12 protein-coding genes and 1 riboswitch are annotated in these 16,898 nt (G+C 65.6%); of the genes, 1 reads left to right on the forward strand and 11 read right to left on the reverse strand.

Annotated elements, in window-relative coordinates:
• Nucleotides 1–4: 4 nt before the first annotated feature.
• From OWC48_RS03015 to OWC48_RS03050, 8 genes are all read right to left on the reverse strand, one after another.
• Entirely contained in the window at nt 5–1,585 is a 1,581-nt protein-coding gene (locus OWC48_RS03015; RefSeq protein WP_282518594.1) for a hydantoinase B/oxoprolinase family protein, read from the reverse strand.
• On the reverse strand, nt 1,582–3,591 hold the full coding sequence (locus OWC48_RS03020; protein WP_282518595.1) for a hydantoinase/oxoprolinase family protein: 2,010 nt from the start codon (nt 3,589–3,591) through the stop codon (nt 1,582–1,584). The genes OWC48_RS03015 and OWC48_RS03020 overlap by 4 nt, the downstream gene beginning before the upstream one ends.
• 425 nt (nt 3,592–4,016) lie before the next feature.
• Nucleotides 4,017–5,564 carry a PLP-dependent aminotransferase family protein gene (locus OWC48_RS03025; protein WP_282518596.1) on the reverse strand — a complete coding sequence of 516 codons (1,548 nt, stop codon included), beginning with the start codon at nt 5,562–5,564 and terminating at the stop codon, nt 4,017–4,019.
• Between the two features lie 154 nt (nt 5,565–5,718).
• Complete coding sequence (locus OWC48_RS03030) at nt 5,719–7,152, reverse strand: NAD-dependent succinate-semialdehyde dehydrogenase (protein WP_282518597.1); 1,434 nt, start codon at nt 7,150–7,152, stop codon at nt 5,719–5,721.
• Nucleotides 7,153–7,334: 182 nt separating this feature from the next.
• Entirely contained in the window at nt 7,335–8,744 is a 1,410-nt protein-coding gene (gene hydA / locus OWC48_RS03035) for a dihydropyrimidinase (protein ID WP_282518598.1), read from the reverse strand.
• 11 nt (nt 8,745–8,755) lie between these two features.
• Nucleotides 8,756–9,496: an aspartate/glutamate racemase family protein gene (locus tag OWC48_RS03040; protein WP_282518599.1), complete on the reverse strand. Its 741-nt coding sequence runs from the start codon at nt 9,494–9,496 to the stop codon at nt 8,756–8,758.
• A gap of 122 nt (nt 9,497–9,618) precedes the next feature.
• On the reverse strand, nt 9,619–11,040 hold the full coding sequence (locus OWC48_RS03045) for a PepSY domain-containing protein (protein ID WP_282518600.1): 1,422 nt from the start codon (nt 11,038–11,040) through the stop codon (nt 9,619–9,621).
• A 12-nt stretch (nt 11,041–11,052) separates the two neighbouring features.
• Nucleotides 11,053–13,398 (reverse strand): TonB-dependent receptor, encoded by a 2,346-nt coding sequence (locus OWC48_RS03050; RefSeq protein ID WP_282518601.1) that lies wholly within the window; start codon nt 13,396–13,398, stop codon nt 11,053–11,055.
• Between the two features lie 114 nt (nt 13,399–13,512).
• A riboswitch (cobalamin riboswitch) is annotated at nt 13,513–13,714 on the reverse strand.
• A gap of 71 nt (nt 13,715–13,785) precedes the next feature.
• Between OWC48_RS03050 and OWC48_RS03055 the strand changes: the two genes are divergently transcribed.
• Nucleotides 13,786–14,358 carry a histidine phosphatase family protein gene (locus tag OWC48_RS03055; RefSeq protein ID WP_282518602.1) on the forward strand — a complete coding sequence of 191 codons (573 nt, stop codon included), beginning with the start codon at nt 13,786–13,788 and terminating at the stop codon, nt 14,356–14,358.
• A 6-nt stretch (nt 14,359–14,364) separates the two neighbouring features.
• Here OWC48_RS03055 and cobT read toward each other — a convergent pair whose 3' ends face one another.
• From cobT to OWC48_RS03070, 3 genes are read right to left on the reverse strand one after another with little or no spacing between them, the layout of a single operon-like run.
• The gene (gene cobT / locus OWC48_RS03060; protein ID WP_282518603.1) at nt 14,365–15,417 is read right to left on the reverse strand and encodes a nicotinate-nucleotide--dimethylbenzimidazole phosphoribosyltransferase; all 1,053 of its coding nucleotides are present in this window, start codon (nt 15,415–15,417) and stop codon (nt 14,365–14,367) included.
• Between the two features lie 10 nt (nt 15,418–15,427).
• Nucleotides 15,428–16,177, reverse strand: a complete 750-nt coding sequence (cobF, locus tag OWC48_RS03065) for a precorrin-6A synthase (deacetylating) (protein WP_282518958.1) — start codon at nt 16,175–16,177, stop codon at nt 15,428–15,430.
• 40 nt (nt 16,178–16,217) lie between these two features.
• Entirely contained in the window at nt 16,218–16,895 is a 678-nt protein-coding gene (locus OWC48_RS03070) for an energy-coupling factor ABC transporter permease (protein ID WP_282518604.1), read from the reverse strand.
• Nucleotides 16,896–16,898 lie beyond the last annotated feature (3 nt).

Below are 16,898 nucleotides of genomic sequence, written 5' to 3' on the forward strand. Positions count from 1 at the left end.
CCCCTCACTCCGCAGCCACGGCGCCATAGCCGCCGCCGCCGCACATCTCGATCGTGACGAGATCGTCTTGCTGCAACACCAGGTTCGATTTGCCGTCGATGGCGACGTTCGCGCCCTGCCTGATCAGCGAGATGCGGCAGGCCTTGCCGGGATAGCCGCCCTGCATGCCGAATGGCGCGATCACCATGCGCTCGATGCAGGTGGTCAGATGCATCGAGGGTGCCAGGATGCGATAAGTGCGGACGGAGCCGTCACCGCCGCGATGGGCGCCCGCGCCGCCGGACTGCCGGCGAATGGCCTGCTGCTCCAGGCGGATCGCGTAGTTCGCCTCGATCACCTCGACCGGTGTATTCGACGTGTTGGACAGATGCACGCGCGTCGCCGACATGCCGGCCCGATCATACCGCGCGCCTTCGCCGCCGCCGTGGACCTCGTAGAGCATTTTCCACGAGCCGTTTTGCCGCGGCTCGGCGAAGAACAGAACGCCCGCGGTGGTCGCGCCACCGGCCGACAGTCGTTCGGGGATGGTGTCCTGCATCGCGCGAAAAATCGCATCGACGATGCGCATGGACGTCTCATGGTTGCCGGCGGCAACGGACGCCATCCAGCCCGGCTCCAGAATCGAGCCCGGGCGCGTAACGATGGTCAGAGGCCGGAGCGCACCCGCATTCTGGTGCATGTCGCGTCCGCTCATGATGCGCGCGGCATAGGCGACCGCCGAGCGCGCCATGAACGGCGTCGTGTTGCAGAAATTCGAGACGCGATCGCAACTGCCGGAGAGGTCGAAGGTCGCCTCGTCGCCGCGAATGGTGATTTTCACATGGATGCGCGCAGGTGCATTGTTGACGCTGCCGTCGTCGAGATAGTCTTCGCCCTCGTAGACGCCGTCCGGCAGGTCGCGAAGCGCTTCCCGCATCTCGATTTCGGAGAGATCGTGCAGGCGCGACTGCGTCGCCGTGAACACCGCCTTGCCATGCTCGCGGCAGAGCTCGAGGATGCGCTTCTCGCCGGCCTTGGTCGCGGCGATCTGGGCGAGCAGATCGCCCTCGCAGGACTCGGGATCGCGGACGTTGGCCTTGAGCAGCTGCACGATCGGCGTATTGACGCCGGCTGAGGTTGCGATCAGCACCGGCGGAATCCGCATCGCCTCCTGGAAAGTGTCGATGGCTTTCGCGAAATAACTGCCGGGCCAGGTGCCGCCGATGTCGGGCCAGTGCGCGAGGCTGACTGCGAAGGCGACGATCTCGCCGTCGACGAAGACGGGACGCACGACCTTGACGTCGTTGAGGTGATTGCCTCCGAGCGCGCCGACATTATAGATCACGACGTCACCGTCGTTCAGGCTGTCGCGCGGCATCACCTTCAGCAACTCGGGGATGGTGTAGGCCATCGCGCCGAGATGGATCGGGATGTCGCGGCCCTGCCCGACCAGGCCGCCGCGGCCATCCGTGATTGCGGATGACAGGTCGCCGGCCTCGCGCAGCAGCGGCGAGCGCGCCGAGCGCGTCATCACCAGGCTCATTTCCTCGGCCGCGGCCGAGAGCCCGTGCCTGATAACCTCGACGACGAACGGATCGAGCTTCATGCCGCCCTCCGCGTCAGGGACAGGTTGCCGGCGGAATCGGGTTTGGCTTGCCAGCCGGGCGGGACCACCACCGTTGACCATGCGTCTTCGATGATCGCGGGGCCGCTGACGACATCGGTCAATTTGGCGCGATCGATGATGGCGGTCGGGATATCGTGGAGACCGTCGAATGAGCAGGCCCGCTTGCCTGACGACACCGCCCTCACCGCCGTCGCCGGCCGGCTCACCACCGTCGTCGACGGGCGCCGCGCCTGCACGCGCACGGATTCGATGACGCAGGGCTCGCTGGTCGCGTAGCCGAACAGTTCGTGATGCCGCGCCAGAAAGTCCTTCTTCAGCTTGGTCACGTCGAGCGGCAACGTGAACGGCACCGGGATGGCATCGTTCTGCGCCGCGTAGCGCATCAGCGCCACCAGCTCGACCTGAATCTCCGCCTGCGCAACGCCGTTGGCGATCAGCGGCGCCGAAGCATCCTCAATCAACGTCCCGATCCGTTCCGACACGCGCGCGAGATCGATGCCATCCAGGGCCGCGCGTAGCGTCTGCTGCTGAAGGAAGCTGAAATCGGCGGTGAGACAGCCAAGCGCCGAGAACGCGCTCGAGGCGCTGGGCACCACGACCCCTGCAATCCCGTAGAGATCGGCAAGGCCTGCGGCATGCATCGGGCCGCCGCCACCGAAGGCGAGCAGCGTGCAGTCGCGGCCGTCGATGCCGCGCTCGACCGTGACGCGGCGGAGCGCGCGCGCCATCGTCGCGTTCGCGACCTTGATGATGCCGAGTGCGGTTTCAGTCAGGCTCAGCCCCAAGGCGCGCGCAATCGGCGCGATGACGCGTTCCGCGGCCTTGATGTCGATGCCGATGCGGTCGCCAAGCTTGGTCTCGGGATTGAGATAGCCGAGCACGGCGTTCGCGTCGGTAATGGTCGGCTCGGTGCCGCCGCGGCCATAGCAGGCCGGCCCCGGCTGGGAGCCGGCGCTCTCCGGCCCGACCGTCAGGCCGCCCGGACCGTTTCGCACGATCGATCCGCCGCCGGCCCCGATCGAATGGACCGCAAGCATCGGCTGACGCAGCGGCTTGTCGCCGAGCATGCGGCCGTCGGTCATCTCGGCCTGACCGTCGACGATCAGGCAGACGTCGGTCGTGGTGCCACCCATGTCGAAGGTGAGCATGCGCGATGTGCCGAGCTGGCGCGCGATGCTGACGGATGCAGAGACACCGGCGGCCGGGCCTGACATCGCCATCACCAGCGGCCGCCGCTTCACGGCTGAGATCGGGACCATGGCTCCGGCCGAATGAAACACCTGCAAGCCGGCGCCGATCGGCAGCCGCTGCTCCAGCTCGCTGAGATATTCGACCGCGATCGGCATTGCCGCCGCGTTGAACACGGTGGCCGACGTCCGCTCGTATTCGCGCGCCTCGGGATTGACCTCGTGCGACAGCGAGACGTGGGCGACGACGCCCTTGAGCCGTTCGCCGAGCATTTTTTCGTGGATGGGATTGGCATAGGCGTGAAGCAGCGCGACCGCGACGCTCTGTACGCCGGTCTCCTTCAGCCAGGCCACCAGACGTGCGATCTCGGTCTCATCCAGCGCCTTGAGCACCCGGCCCTCGTGATCGAGGCGCTCGGCGAGCCCAAAGCATCGTTCGGGCGGCACCAGCGGCGGCGATTTCGGCGGAATGTCGAGACGATAGAGATCGCGGCGGCGATAACGCGCGATCTCGAGCACATCGGCGAACCCTTCGGTCGCGACCAGCGCGACCTTCGGCAGCCGCTTCTCGACAATGGCGTTGGTCACGCGCGTGGTGCCGTGCACGAAGCGCTTGACCTCGCTCTTGCGCAGGCCCACCGCCTCGATCGCCTCCAGCATCGCCTGAACCGGCGCGTCGGGGCGCGACGGCACCTTTGCGATCCGCGCCTCCGCGGAATCGCGCCTGATGGCAATAATGTCGGTGAAGGTGCCACCGATATCGGTGCCGACTTCCCAGTGATGTCCGGAGGAACTCATGTGCGGCGTCAGTTACGGATGACGTCCGAACCGGACGCTGGGTGCTTGCCGGCCATCGCAACGTCCAATGCCAAACCGAGAGCGCTCATCATCATCCCCTGTCATGCCACCGCCTGCGAGCGTGCGACAGAGCGATGGGCTCGGGATAGGGCCAGAGTTGTCGCAAACCACTAGACCAGCGCAGGGCCGGCATCATGCGGTGCAACACCGGCTGCACGTTTTGGTGCAGCCGTGCCCGCGCAGAGAGCACGCGAACGCGAACCGTTCCACGCGACGAACGTGCAGCGCACCACGGATTTCTCCGCGCAAATCGCGACGCCCGCTGCACTGCAATCGGATCACTCAAAAACGTCTGTCTAATTTGCAGGCGATTGAACGGCGTTGCGGGATAGCCGGATGCCTACGAGCTATGCATAGCGGTCGGCTCAGCCTCTCTTTATTGTACGAACAGTAAGAGAGGATTTCGCCGGCTCGGATGGCGCATTGCGGCAGCCGCTGCCGATGCAAGCCGCGATTCTCGCAAGCAGCGGCGCGGCATCCTCGACCCGCAGCCGTCCGTAGCCGAACACCAGGCCCTGCCGCGTCGGCTGCTCCAGAAAGTTTTGCGAGAGCGGCTGGACGTGGATGCCGGCCTGCTTCAGGACCGCGGCCGCCTCGCGGTCGCTCATCCGTGCCTGCATCGCATCGGTAAACAGCGCCACCAGATGCAATCCCGTGACGGCGGAGGATACGGTGAGATCGTCAGCCATCAGCGCTGCGATCGCATCGATCAGCGCCTTCCGACGTGCGGCGTAGATCCGCCGCATCCCGCGCAGATGCCGCAGCAGGTGCCCTTCCCGCATGAACTCGGTCAGCGCGAGCTGACCGATGCCGGAGGTGTGCACATCGATGCGCGCGCGGCCCTTGGAAAAGCCCTCGATGAAATGCCTGTTGGCGACGATGTAGCCGAGCCGCAAATTCGGCATCATGATCTTCGAGAAGGTGCCGAAATAGATCACCCGCCCCTCGCGATCGAGCGAGCGCAACGAGGCGATCATGCTGTCCTGGTGTCTGAACTCCGAATTGTAATCGTCCTCGATCACCCAGACGTCGTTCTTGTTGGCCCAGTCGAGCAGTTCGAGCCGCCGCTCCAGGTGCATGCTGACGCCGAGCGGATATTGATGCGACGGCGTAACCACGATCAGCTTCGCACCCGGTGCGCGCCTGATACCTTCGGAGACGACGAGGCCCTTGTCATCGACCGGAATTGGAACGAGCTTCGCGCCGGCGGCCGTGAGCGCCCACCGGGCCTCGACGAAGCCGGGCTCCTCGACCCAGACCTCGTCGCCGGGATCGAGGATCATCCGACTACAGAAATCAAGCGCCCCCGATGTGCCTGAGGTGACGACGACCTCTTCCGGCGCGCAGACGAGCCCGCGCACCGAGCCGAGAAAGTTCGCGATCTCGCTCCGCAAGCGCGGATGGCCTTCCGAGGGAAGATCGAGACACTCCTGCTCTCTCGGATTTTGCCAGGACAGCCGCAGCAGGCGCGACCATTCCTTGAACGGGAAGGTCGAGACGTCGGGTGCGCCGGGCGCGAACACAGACGGCCAATTGGTCTCGTAATCCAAACCAAGCAGCGATCGCCAACGCTCCGACATGTGGGCGGGCTTGCTCGCAGGCGACGTAGTGGATGAAGGCTCCGCATGCGGGGCTGCAACGGCGGCCACCATGACACTGCCGCGCGGCATCGATGCAAGATAGCCCTCGGCGTAGAGCAGTTCCCAGGCGGTCAGCACCACCGTGCGCGAGCAGCCCAGTTCGCGCGCGATCTCGCGCGAGCCGAGGAATTGCGTTCCGGCCGGAAAGGTGCCGCGCAAAATGCCGGCGCGGATGTGCGCCGCGATCTGCAGATGCAGCGGCACGGCCGAATTCCGGTCGATATGCATCCCGGCAAGGGACACGCGCTTGCTCGGGTGACGGCTGTTGTCCATGTCTCGCCCGTCAGGCAATTGAGCCCGCATGGAGCGAAGCGAAATGCGGGGACACCGTCCCGGATTGCGCTTCGCTCCATCCGGGCTACACGGCCCCACATACAAGTGCGTGGGGCGGGTCAGCGCAAGCCTAACCCACCCCACGAAATCTCGCTTACGCGCTCGCCTGCGTCACGAACTTCGTGTTGAGATAACCCTCGATCGCCTCGAGGCCGCCCTCGGAGCCGTAGCCGGAATCCTTGATGCCGCCGAACGGCACTTCCGGCAGCGCGAGGCCGTGGTGGTTGATCGACACCATGCCGCTCTCGATGTCGGAGCCGATCGCCTGCATCGTCTTGGTCGAGGTGGTGTAGGCATAGGCGGCAAGGCCGTACGGTAGGCGGTTCGCCTCGGCCACCACCTCCTCATAGCTGCGGAACGAGGTGATCGGGGCAAGAGGTCCGAACGGCTCCTCGTTCATGATGCGGGCATCGCGCGGCACGTCGGTGATCACAGTCGGCTCGAAGAAGAAGCCTTCGTTGCCGATGCGCTTGCCGCCAGCCTGGACCTTGGCGCCGCGCTGCACGGCATCGGAGACCAGACCTTCCATGGCGTCGACGCGGCGCGGGTTCGCCAGCGGACCCATGCGGGTGTCCTTGTCGAGACCATTGCCGACCTTGAGGCTCTTGGCCGCGGCGACGAACTTGTCGACGAAGGGCTGATAGACGCTTTCGTGCACCAGGAAGCGCGTCGGCGAGACGCAGACCTGGCCGGCGTTACGGAACTTGTTGGCCGAGAGAATCTTGGCGGCGTTGTCGAGGTCCGCATCCGCGAACACGATCGCCGGCGCGTGGCCACCGAGCTCCATGGTGACGCGCTTCATATGCAGGCCCGCGAGCGCGGCCAGATGCTTGCCGACCGCGGTCGAGCCCGTAAAACTGATCTTGCGGATGATCGGGTGCGGAATGAGATATTCGGACACGTCCGACGGCACGCCGAACACCAGCTGGACGACGCCGGCCGGAATGCCCGCGTCGGCATAGGCGCGCACCAGCTCCATGCAGCTTGCCGGGGTTTCTTCCGGGCCCTTGACGATGATCGAGCAGCCGGCGGCGAGCGCGGCCGAGATCTTGCGGACCGCCTGGTTGATCGGAAAATTCCAGGGCGTGAACGCGGCGACCGGGCCGACCGGCTCCTTGGTCACGAGCTGGGAGACGTTGCCCATCCGCGGCGGCACGATGCGGCCATAGGCGCGGCGGGCTTCCTCGGAGAACCAATCGATGAGGTCGCCGGCCAGCATGGTCTCGCCCTGCGCTTCCACGACCGGCTTGCCCTGCTCCATGGTCATCACGGGTGCGATCTCGGCGGCGCGCGAGCGGATGATGTCGGCGGCCTTGCGCATCAGCTTGTAGCGGTCGAACGGCGAGGTCTTGCGCCAGATCTCGAAGCCGGCCTTGGCGGCCTCCAGCGCGCGGTCGAGGTCCTGACGCGAGGCGTGCGGCGTCTTGCCGATCGGCTGGCCGGTGGCGGGGTTGAGGATGTCCTCCGACTTGCCGGAGGTGCCGTCGGTCCACTCGCCGGCGATGAACATCTGAACTTTGGGGTACATCCCTGGTGTCTCCTGCATGATTTCGGCGGCGATCAGCATTGGCGCCCGGCCGCTTAACAAGTGGGCGCAGAGCTACACCGAAAGGCGGCCGGCGAAAAGGGATCAATGATGCCGCAGCGGCGCGAGGATGGTATGCGCAACAGACGACATGGTGGCGTCGTCACGATGCGATTATTTTTCCGTCACACCAGGCTCGACTTGCCACGGCTGAGCACCTCGCCCGCGCCCTTGTCGCCGACGATTTTGCCCTGCTCGTACACCACGCGGCCCCGCGCGATGGTGGTGACGGGCCAGCCGGTGACGTCAAAGCCTTCCCACGGCGTATAGTCGGAACCATGGTGCAAATCGGCCTGCCGGATCGGCTTCTTCAATTTGGGATTCCATAGAACGACGTCGGCATCGAAGCCGACGCCGATCGAGCCCTTGCGCGGATAGAGCCCGTAGATCCGCGCATGGTTGGTCGTGGTCAGCTCGACGAATTTCTGCAAGCTGATCCGCCCCTTCGAGACGCCCTCCGAGAACAGGATCGGCAACCGGGTCTCTACGCCGGGGATGCCGTTCGGCACCCAGCGGAACGAGGTGCGGGAATTCGGCGTCAGCTTGCCCTTGGGATCGTCGTAGCGGAACGGGCAGTGGTCGGACGAGAAGGTCTGGAATACACCCGTGGTGATGCCCTCCCAGATCGCCTGCTGGCTTTCGGCATCGCGTGGCGGCGGCGAACAGACATACTTTGCGCCTGACATGTCCATGTTCAGGCCTTTCATGTCGTCGGCCGTCAGCGTGATGTATTGCGGACAGGTCTCGGCATGAACAGGCAGTCCGCGCTGCTGGGCCCAGCGCACCTGCTCCATCGCCTCGCGGCCGGAGACATGCACGATCATGATGGGCACGCCGATCACCTCGGCATGGCTGATGGCGCGATGCGTCGCCTCGCGCTCGACCGCCTGCGGCCGCGACACGCCGTGATAATACGGCGCGATATGGCCCTCGCGCTCCAGCTTGGCGGTGAGGAAACGGATCGCGTCGTAGCCCTCGCAATGGACCATGACCAGCGCCTCTTCGCGGCGCGCGACATCGAACACCTCGAGCAACTGCTTGTCGCTGAGCACGAGATCGTCATAGGTCATGAACACCTTGAACGAGGTGTAGCCGTCCTTGACCAGCGCCGGCAGCTCCTGCCCGAGCACGACCGCGGTGGGGTCGGAGATGATGAGGTGGAAGGCGGTGTCGATGTAGCACTCGCCCTCGGCGAGCTTGCGGTAGTTCTCGACGCAGGTGCGGAGCGACGTCCCCTTCTCCTGGAGCGCGAAGGGCAGCACCATGGTGTTGCCGCCAGCCGCCGCCGCGCGCGTTGCCGAAGCAAAATCGTCGGCCATCACCACGTCCGGGCCTGACGATTGCGAGATATGAACGTGGCTGTCGATCCCGCCCGGCAGCGCCAGCAGACCCGTCGCGTCGATCTCGCGCACCGCACCTTCAATGCGGTCGGCGATGCTGACGATGCGCCCGTCGCGAATGCCGATATCGGCGCGAAACTCGTCGCTGGCCGTCACGATGGTGCCGCCGCGAATGGCGAGATCGAGCTGCGTCACAGGCGTCTCCGTCACTTGATAACCGCTGATGTCTGGAAGATCCGGCCCCAAGCCGCAAGGGCTGCGACGTCGCCACCGGCGAGTTCGAGCGTCCGCCACAGCGTGACCGCGACCGAGTCCAGCACGGCGATGCCCAACTCCCGTTCGAGCGAGGCGGTCAGCGCGGCGCCGTCGAGATTGGTGCAGAGAATGACGACGGCATCGGCGCCGTCCGCCGCGACCGCGCGGATCATGTCGGCGATCGTCGCGGGCGTGACCTCACCGAAGGAAAAATTATCGCGCAGGCCGAGATGCCGCTCGACGTGAGGGGCGATCCCCTCCTCGGCCCAGACATCGCCGATACGCCGTTGCACATCGTCCGTATAGGGGGAGACCAGGCCGACGCGTCCGGCGCCGAGCGCGCGGACGGCGTCGATGCAGGCGAGCGTGGAGGTCGTCGCCGGGATATCGGTCCGCGCCGCGATCGCCTCGCACAGGCTCCGGTCGCGGCCGATACCGAGCCAGCTTGCCGACGTACCGTTCCAGGCAATGGCATCGACCTTGGCGTCCGCCAGCAGATCCGCCGCCGGCAGCATCACCGAGGCATCGAACTGGTTCAGCACCGCGGCATCGAGCGCGATCTCGGTGACGCGGAAGCGCGAGAAATGCGCGGTGACGCCGTCCACGCCATGCAGCATGGAATAGGTGACAGGCTCCAGCACCGAGTTGGACGACGGGGTCATCATGCCGAGGCGCTTGCGCTGAATTGACATCGATTGCGATCGCCCAATTGAGGGAATGTACCGCTGCGCCCCCCTCGGACGATCATCCGCGCCTGCCATCGCCCGCGCAACCCGCAATTTGCATGGCGCATATGATTTGTTCGATACGCAGCTCAAGCCGCGAAGGTCGACCGCAAGCGCCGCCAGCCGATGACGATGCCGGTGACGGAAAATGCCAGCCCGAGCAAGCAGAGCCCGACGACCAGGACATCGCGCAGACGCGGATGCGCCATGAGAACGGGAAAATCGAGCGTGTGCAGCGCGCTGTAGAACCAGCGATAGGCCCGCCGCGAGGCATCCAGGCGTTGCAGCACGCGGCCGTCGGCACCGTCGATGTCGAACCAGAGGTCGCCGCATCGGGAGCGATAGGCGGGCGCTCCGGGGACGGCGGAGCGCGCGGGATAGTCGTCATTGTCGGCAAGAACGGACGGGGCGCCGCAGCCCGGCGCAAGGCGCGTCGTCAGGTCATGGACATCCCTCTCGCCGAGGAATGCCACCTGCCGGCTGCGGATCGCCTCCTCCGTTTTAGTCAAGGTCTGACTGGCGAGGCCGGTCCGGTCGCGCCGGTAGACAACACCGTTGACGGCGAACCATTCGACTTCGCGAGCCGACGGCTGACCGAACGGCGGGGCGGTCGTCCAGTCCGGCGCGGCATACACCACGCCCGCTTCGGTCGGGGTCAGCTCCCCGCGCGAGAACAGCCGGCCGTGATCCATCGAGAGCCAGCCACTGAAACTCCAGGTCAGCACGAAAACGGTCGCGACGAGACCAATGATGTGATGCAGCGCGTGCCAGCCGCGATAAGGCGACGAGATCCGGCGGCCTCGAATCCTGATCCTGATAATTCCGAGCACCGCGCCGAGCGTCGCCGCGATAAGAGCCACAAGCGACAATGTCGAGACCACCTGATCCCAAAGGGACCAGTTGCTCCTCAGGACTGTCGGATAGATCCAGTGCAGGACGCTGCCGGCCCAATTCCACCCGCGCTCGCTGCGGGTCGTATCCAGCACGACTTCGCCGGTGCGCGAGGAGACATAGATCTCGGTTCCGGCCGCATCCCCAAGAGCGACGCGCAACAGAGGCCGATGTCGATCAAAGCCGTTCGGTACGCTCCATTGATCATAATCCGCGCCCGCAATCATCGCCGCCCGCGCAGCATCGAGCCCGCGTTGCCGGGCATGATCCCGCGCGATACCGACCGCGACGCCGGCGGACGCCACCGATGCATCCCGTCCGTCGGAGGCATGGACCGCGCGCACACGCGACGGGCTCGATACGACATAGACCGGCCCGTCGCTCCGCTGGACCAGGCGAACGCGCGTGGCGTCCGCGATCCCGCCCGCGGCAACGGCATCCGCGACCGCAATCTTCACCTCTCTGCGATCAACCGGCGCGAGCCCGGCAAAGCGTTCCGCTTCCGTCAATGACGGAAACGGGACGAAGTGCATCACGATTCCGCTCGCGAACCACATCGCGAACAGCAGGCAGAACGCGATCCCGATCCAGCGATGCAGCAGGACGATCGCGTTCATCATGTGATCAATGCCCTACCATTTGAACGCGGCCGAGAGCTCATAGGTCCTGGGCGCACCGAGCAGGATCTGGTCGGGATAGAACGGATCGCCCCAGATCGCGTAGCGCTTGTCGGTGATGTTGCGCACGCGGAAGCCCAGACGGGCCTGGTCGACCGCGTTGAACACCGTCTTCGGGATGTCGACGAAGGCGTAGACGTCGGCGACGGTGTAGGCCTTCATCGTCACGACGTTGGCATCGGTGTTGTAGCGGTCGCCGACATAGCGGCCCGTGATGCCGAGTTCCACCGGCCAAGGCGTGAAGAACCGGTACGACGCACCGGCATTGGCCACGATGCGCGGCACGTTCGGCGGCGTATTGCCAGAGAACGAGCCGCCGACGAAGTTGTAATCGGCATAACGGGCATCGACATACGCGATGTTGCCCCAGAGGCGCAGCGGCTCGATCGGGCGCACCGCGGCGGCAAGCTCGACACCTTTCGATTCCTGCCGTCCCGCGATGTTGAGCGTCTGGCCGCCGGCTGCCGCATAGACGTTTTTGCGCACGATGTCATAGGCCGAGAACGACCACTCCGCCCGGTTGTCCCAGAACAGGTGCTTGACGCCGGTCTCGTAGGTGCGCGCGGTGGTCAGGTCCAGGTTCTGGGTCGGAGCAAGCAGGAATATATTGTTGGCCGAGATGTCGGCGCCGGTGGCGTATTGGCTGAAGAAGGTTAAGCCGGGGACGGCGTCCCACGTATAACCGATGCGACCCGTCGTCGGGACCCAGGATTGTGAGAACGGGAAGCCCGCTTTCTCCAGTCCGTTCTTGTCGGTCGAGTTGCGGTCGAGCCCGATATGCTCGACTCGCAAACCACCAATCAGCGCGAAGCTGCGGGTCAGCTTCAGCCGGTCCTCGAACGACAAGGCCTCGTTGTCGATGCGCGCGGTCTGCTGCTGCGTCGTCAGCAAACCGTAATAGCCGCGATTGGGATCGATCAGCGAAACGGAGTCGCCTGGGAAGTTTGCGGCGCCCGGCCGGACGAAATCGAGATAGCTCGACGACAGTGTCGTAACCAGCCGGTTGTCGAAGCCGGCGATGTTCGTGTCCCAGATCAGGTCGGTGATATTGCCCACCAGCCGTTGGCTGTGTGCGACGTAGAAGCGTTCACGATCGACCAGGTTCGTACCGGAATTGAACGCCTCGACCTCATTGTTGAACCAGGTACGCTCCGCGCCATAACCATAGGCTTGGCTCTTCAACGTCAGATCAGGCGCGAGCTTCAGCTCGAAACCGCCGCGCAGCCAGACTTCCTGCGCCACGTTGCGGTTGTCGAGGACGTTGTAATTGGTGTTGAAGGTTCGGTCGTCGATGGTGACCGCACCGAGATCGGTTTTGTTGTAGTTCGAGACGTAATTTCCGGAGACAATCCCTGCCGTCGCATGCGAGCCGCTGAAGGCGACCGGCACCAGCGGTGCGCCCCAATAGGCCTTTCCGCGATCCTCGCGGTACTCGATCGCGCCCCAGACCTTGAGGCTGTCGGAGATGCGGTAGTTGAGCTGGCCAGACACATCCAGCGTCTTGGTATTGGTGTCGTCGGCAAAGCCGTTGAGCGAGGAGCGGCTGATGTCGAAGCGGTAGTCCAGCCCCTGCACATTGGTGCTGCCGCCCGAGCCGTAATGGGCGCGGAATGAGTTCAGCGAGTCCCAGGAGAAATCAGCCTCGTTGCGGATCGCTCCGGTGTGCGGCTGCTTGGTGACAAGATTGATCGAGCCGCCGGCGGCGCCCTCGCCCGAGATCAGCGAGGCCGGGCCTTTGAGGAACTCCACGGCCTCCAGATTGGCCGTGTCCATGATCCGCGAGGTCATGTTCTGCGGGCCGATCTTGATGCCGTTGTAGAGCGTGTTGATCTGGCTGTTGGTAAAGCCGCGCATCGAGAAGCCCGCCGGCTCCCCCGGCGCGTCGCCCGAGGTCACGCCGACCGCGCCCTGCGCCACCTCGGACACGGTACGATAGCCCTGCTCGCGCATAGTCTCGGCCGAGATGACTTCCACGGTGGCCGGTATCTCCCGCACGGTCAGCCCAAGGCGCGAGGCGCTTTCGGCCACCGCATTGGTGTTGAGCGGCGTCTGCGCCGTCGCAGGCGTCACGGCGGGTTTTGGCGCTGCGGATGCGGCCGGCCTGCGTGCGGCCGCGCGGCGCGTGCTCTGGGCTTCCCGGGCAGCCGGCTTGCGGGATTGGGCGGGCGACACCTCCACGGGCGGCAGCGGTTCGCGGGCCTGTTGCGCCAGCGCGGTGGGCAGATCGAGAACGGCAAAGGACGTGAGCGCGGCGGAAGCGAGCAGGACGCTGCGCGGTCGTACGATACGGATGGAAGACACGGTCTTGGACCTCGGTATGACGTCAGTGGCACGTCACAGCGAACCAGGTCCAACCTTCGGCCTTCCAGCCTTCCGATGAAGCCGAATGTCTGTACTCCCCGACCGACATCTTCGCGTGTGACCACGGCTGACGGCAGGTCTCCTGGCTCGCGGGTCAGTACCTTGCATCGCCTTCCCGGGACCGAGATACCCAGTGGCTCGTGACGCAAGATTCGCCGCTTACAGTTGCGGGGGCAGCCGCGGCATTGGGGACAAATCCCCGCACCGCATTCCCTTTTCATCCCCACTCGGGGAAACCGTCAAAGCCATCTAGGATTACCAACAAGACGGAGTCAATGTGCCGGTGCGACGTTATTGCCGCAGCGACCAACTTCCTTGGAGATAAGCATGGAAGGCGAGACCTTCCTCTGGCTGATACGGCATGCGCCCGTTGACGGCGTCAAAGGGACGATCCACGCGGCCGACGCGCCCGCCGATCTCGGCGATCGCGTGCAGCTGGAGGCGTTGCGGCAGAGGCTCCCGCCAGATGCTGCGAGCTTGGCGAGCCCGGCGCGACGCACGGTCGAGACGGCGCGCGCGCTGGGACTCGAACCCGCGTTGGTGCCCGAGTTCAGTGAGCAGGATTTTGGCAACTGGACCGGCCGGCGGCATGACGAGCTCGCGGCGACCGGCGGTGAGGCCTATGTGCAGTTCTGGAGCGATCCGGTGCACGGGCGGCCGCCTTGCGGCGAAAGCTTCGAGGATCAGGTCGCGCGCGTCCGGCTCGGTCTCGCGCAAATCGGCGCCGGCTCGGCAACGCTCGTCGTGCACTCCGGCACGATCCGCGCCGCACTCTGCATTGCGCTGGACCTGACACCACAAGCGGCCCTGCGCTTCGTGATCGATCCGTTGTCACTGACCCGGATCGACCGGCTCGCCGCGGGCTGGCGCGTCGTCGCGGTCAATCAGCGCGCGGCTTGAGCCGGATCAGGCCGGGCGATCCGGCACGTTGGCCTGCGCGAAGGTCGCCATGCCGTTGTGAAGGCTGCACGCGAGCCGCACCAGCGGCAGCGCGATGGCCGCGCCCGATCCTTCGCCGAGCCTGAGATCGAGGCTGATCAACGGCTGCACGTTCAGCGCACGCAGCACCAGCCGATGTCCCTGCTCCGCCGATTGATGCGACGGCAGCAGGAATGAGTGGCACGACGGGTTCAGCCGCACCGCCGCCAGCGCTGCCACCGATACGATGAAGCCATCGATCAACACGGGAATGCGGGCTTGCGCAGCCGCAATGATGGCACCGCAAATCGCCGCGATCTCGAGGCCGCCGACGGCGCACAGAATCTGTTCCGGCAAAGCGCCCGCAACGCCGTGACGCGCAATCGCCGCATCGATCACACCCGCCTTGTGCGCGCGGCCGGCCGCATCGACGCCGGTACCGCTGCCCGCGATCTCCTCGGCACTGATGCCGAGCAGGCTCGCCGCAATCGCCGCCGACGTCGTGGTATTGCCGATGCCCATCTCGCCGAAGATCAGGAGATCGGGCCTGCCGGCTGCCGCGCGCGCGACTGCGCGCTGACCGGCCTCGAAGGCGAATGCCAGCTCCGTCGGGGTGAGCGCGGCTTCCACGCTGAAATCGCGCGTGCCCTGGCGCGGCTTGTCGGTGACAACGCCCGCGATCGCCTCCTGCGCCAGCGTGCCGGCGTCGACGACCTCAAGGTTTGAGCCAAGCTCACGCGCCAGCACCGAGATCGCGGCACCGCCCGAGGCAAAATTCGCCATCATCGCGATGGTCACTCCTTGCGGATAGGCCGACACGCCCTGCGCGACGATGCCGTGATCGCCGGCGAAGACGATGATCGGCACCCGCGCGGCGCGCGGCTGCTCGGTTGCCTGCAGGCCCGCAAGCTCGACCGCAAGCTGCTCCAGCCGGCCGAGCGCGCCGGCCGGTTTTGTGAGTTGCGCCTGACGCGCGAGCGCCGCCTCGCGATGAACCGCGGAAATCTCGGGGCATTTTTGGGTGACCCATTCGGGGAGCATGCTGCCTCGCTTACGGCCTGCGCTTGAGAATGTAGCTGTCCATGATCCAGCCGTGCCACTCGCGCGCATCCTGTCGTGCGGCAACGATGCGCGGGCCGATCTCGGCCAGAACGCCCGACATGGCAATCTGATCGGGCATGCCGAGATAGGCGCCCCACCAGATGTGCAGCCCGCTTGGATCGAGCGACTGGAATGCCGTGCCACCGTCGAGCATCACCACCACGGTATCGACGCCCTGCGGCCAGCCGCCTTCGCGCAAGCGACGGCCCGTCGTGACCAGGAAGGGCTCGCCGATGTCGTTGAGCGGGAGCGCATGCGCCGCGCAGAGCGCCTGGATCGAGGTGATGCCGGGCACGACCTCGATATCAGGCAAGGGATCGAGACGCCGCGCAATGCGCAGCGAGGAATCGTAGAGCGAAGGATCGCCCCAGATCAGCAGCGCGACCTTGCCGTCATCACCGAGCTGGCTCGCGATCGTCCGCGACCACGCCGCGGCCACGGCCTCGTGCCAATCGTCCACGCCCTTGTGATAGTCCGCTTCACCGGCATCGCGCACGGGAAGGTCGAACTCGGCAATACGCGTCGTTTGATTGGTGAGCACATCCGCGCAGATCGTCCGCCTGAGATCTGCGAGATCGGATTTTGCGCTCCCCTTGCGCGGGATCAGGATGAGATCGGCCGCGTTGATGGCTTGAACGGCGGCGCGCGTGAGCTGCTCGGGATCACCGCAACCGATGCCTATCAGGGAGAGCGTGAGCATCGCGCGTGCAGGGGCGGCCATCGCGGCCGCCCCTTGTCTCTTAGGCCGCGTTGTGAAGGCGCGGCGTGACGAAGCCGGGCGCGGTGACGCCGCGCAGCGATTTCGCCAGCGCCAGCACGGCGAGATCGGCGAGCGGCTCGATCACGATGACGAGCGCGTAGGAGGCCGCGAAGGTTGCGATGTTGACGAGATTGGTCGCACCGAAGCCGGAGCCATAGAGCGCCCAGAACGCGACCCAGGCGATGACGCCGGCCTGATACGTGGTCGACAGCGCCAGCGCCTGACGGTACTTCAAATCGACATAGGCGGTGTTGCGGGCAATGATCCGCGAGGCAATCGCCTGGATCCCGAACAGCGGCACCAGCAGCGTGGTGACGTTCATGCCGAATTGCGGCAGATCGGGCGGCTCGAAGAAGATGCCCTGGAACAACAGTCCGAACGCAAGGCCGAAGGCCGCCGGCGCTGCCCCAAACAGCAGGAACAGGGTCGAGCCGAGGATGAAGTGCACCTCGGAGACGCCGACCGGGAAGTGCGGCAGGATCTCGAAGAAGACGAACACGAGGCCCGTGGTGGCGAGCGTCCGCGCCGCGAACGACGTGATGCCCTGCTCGCGCACGGTCTCGACCGCGAGCTTCAACGCAACGCCGCCGACGGCGATGCCGGTTGCGTAACTCAACACGAGCTTGGCGCCCGATACTATCCCGGGTTCGATATGCATGGT

Source organism: Bradyrhizobium sp. Arg816, assembly GCF_029989365.1.
GTDB lineage: Bacteria > Pseudomonadota > Alphaproteobacteria > Rhizobiales > Xanthobacteraceae > Bradyrhizobium.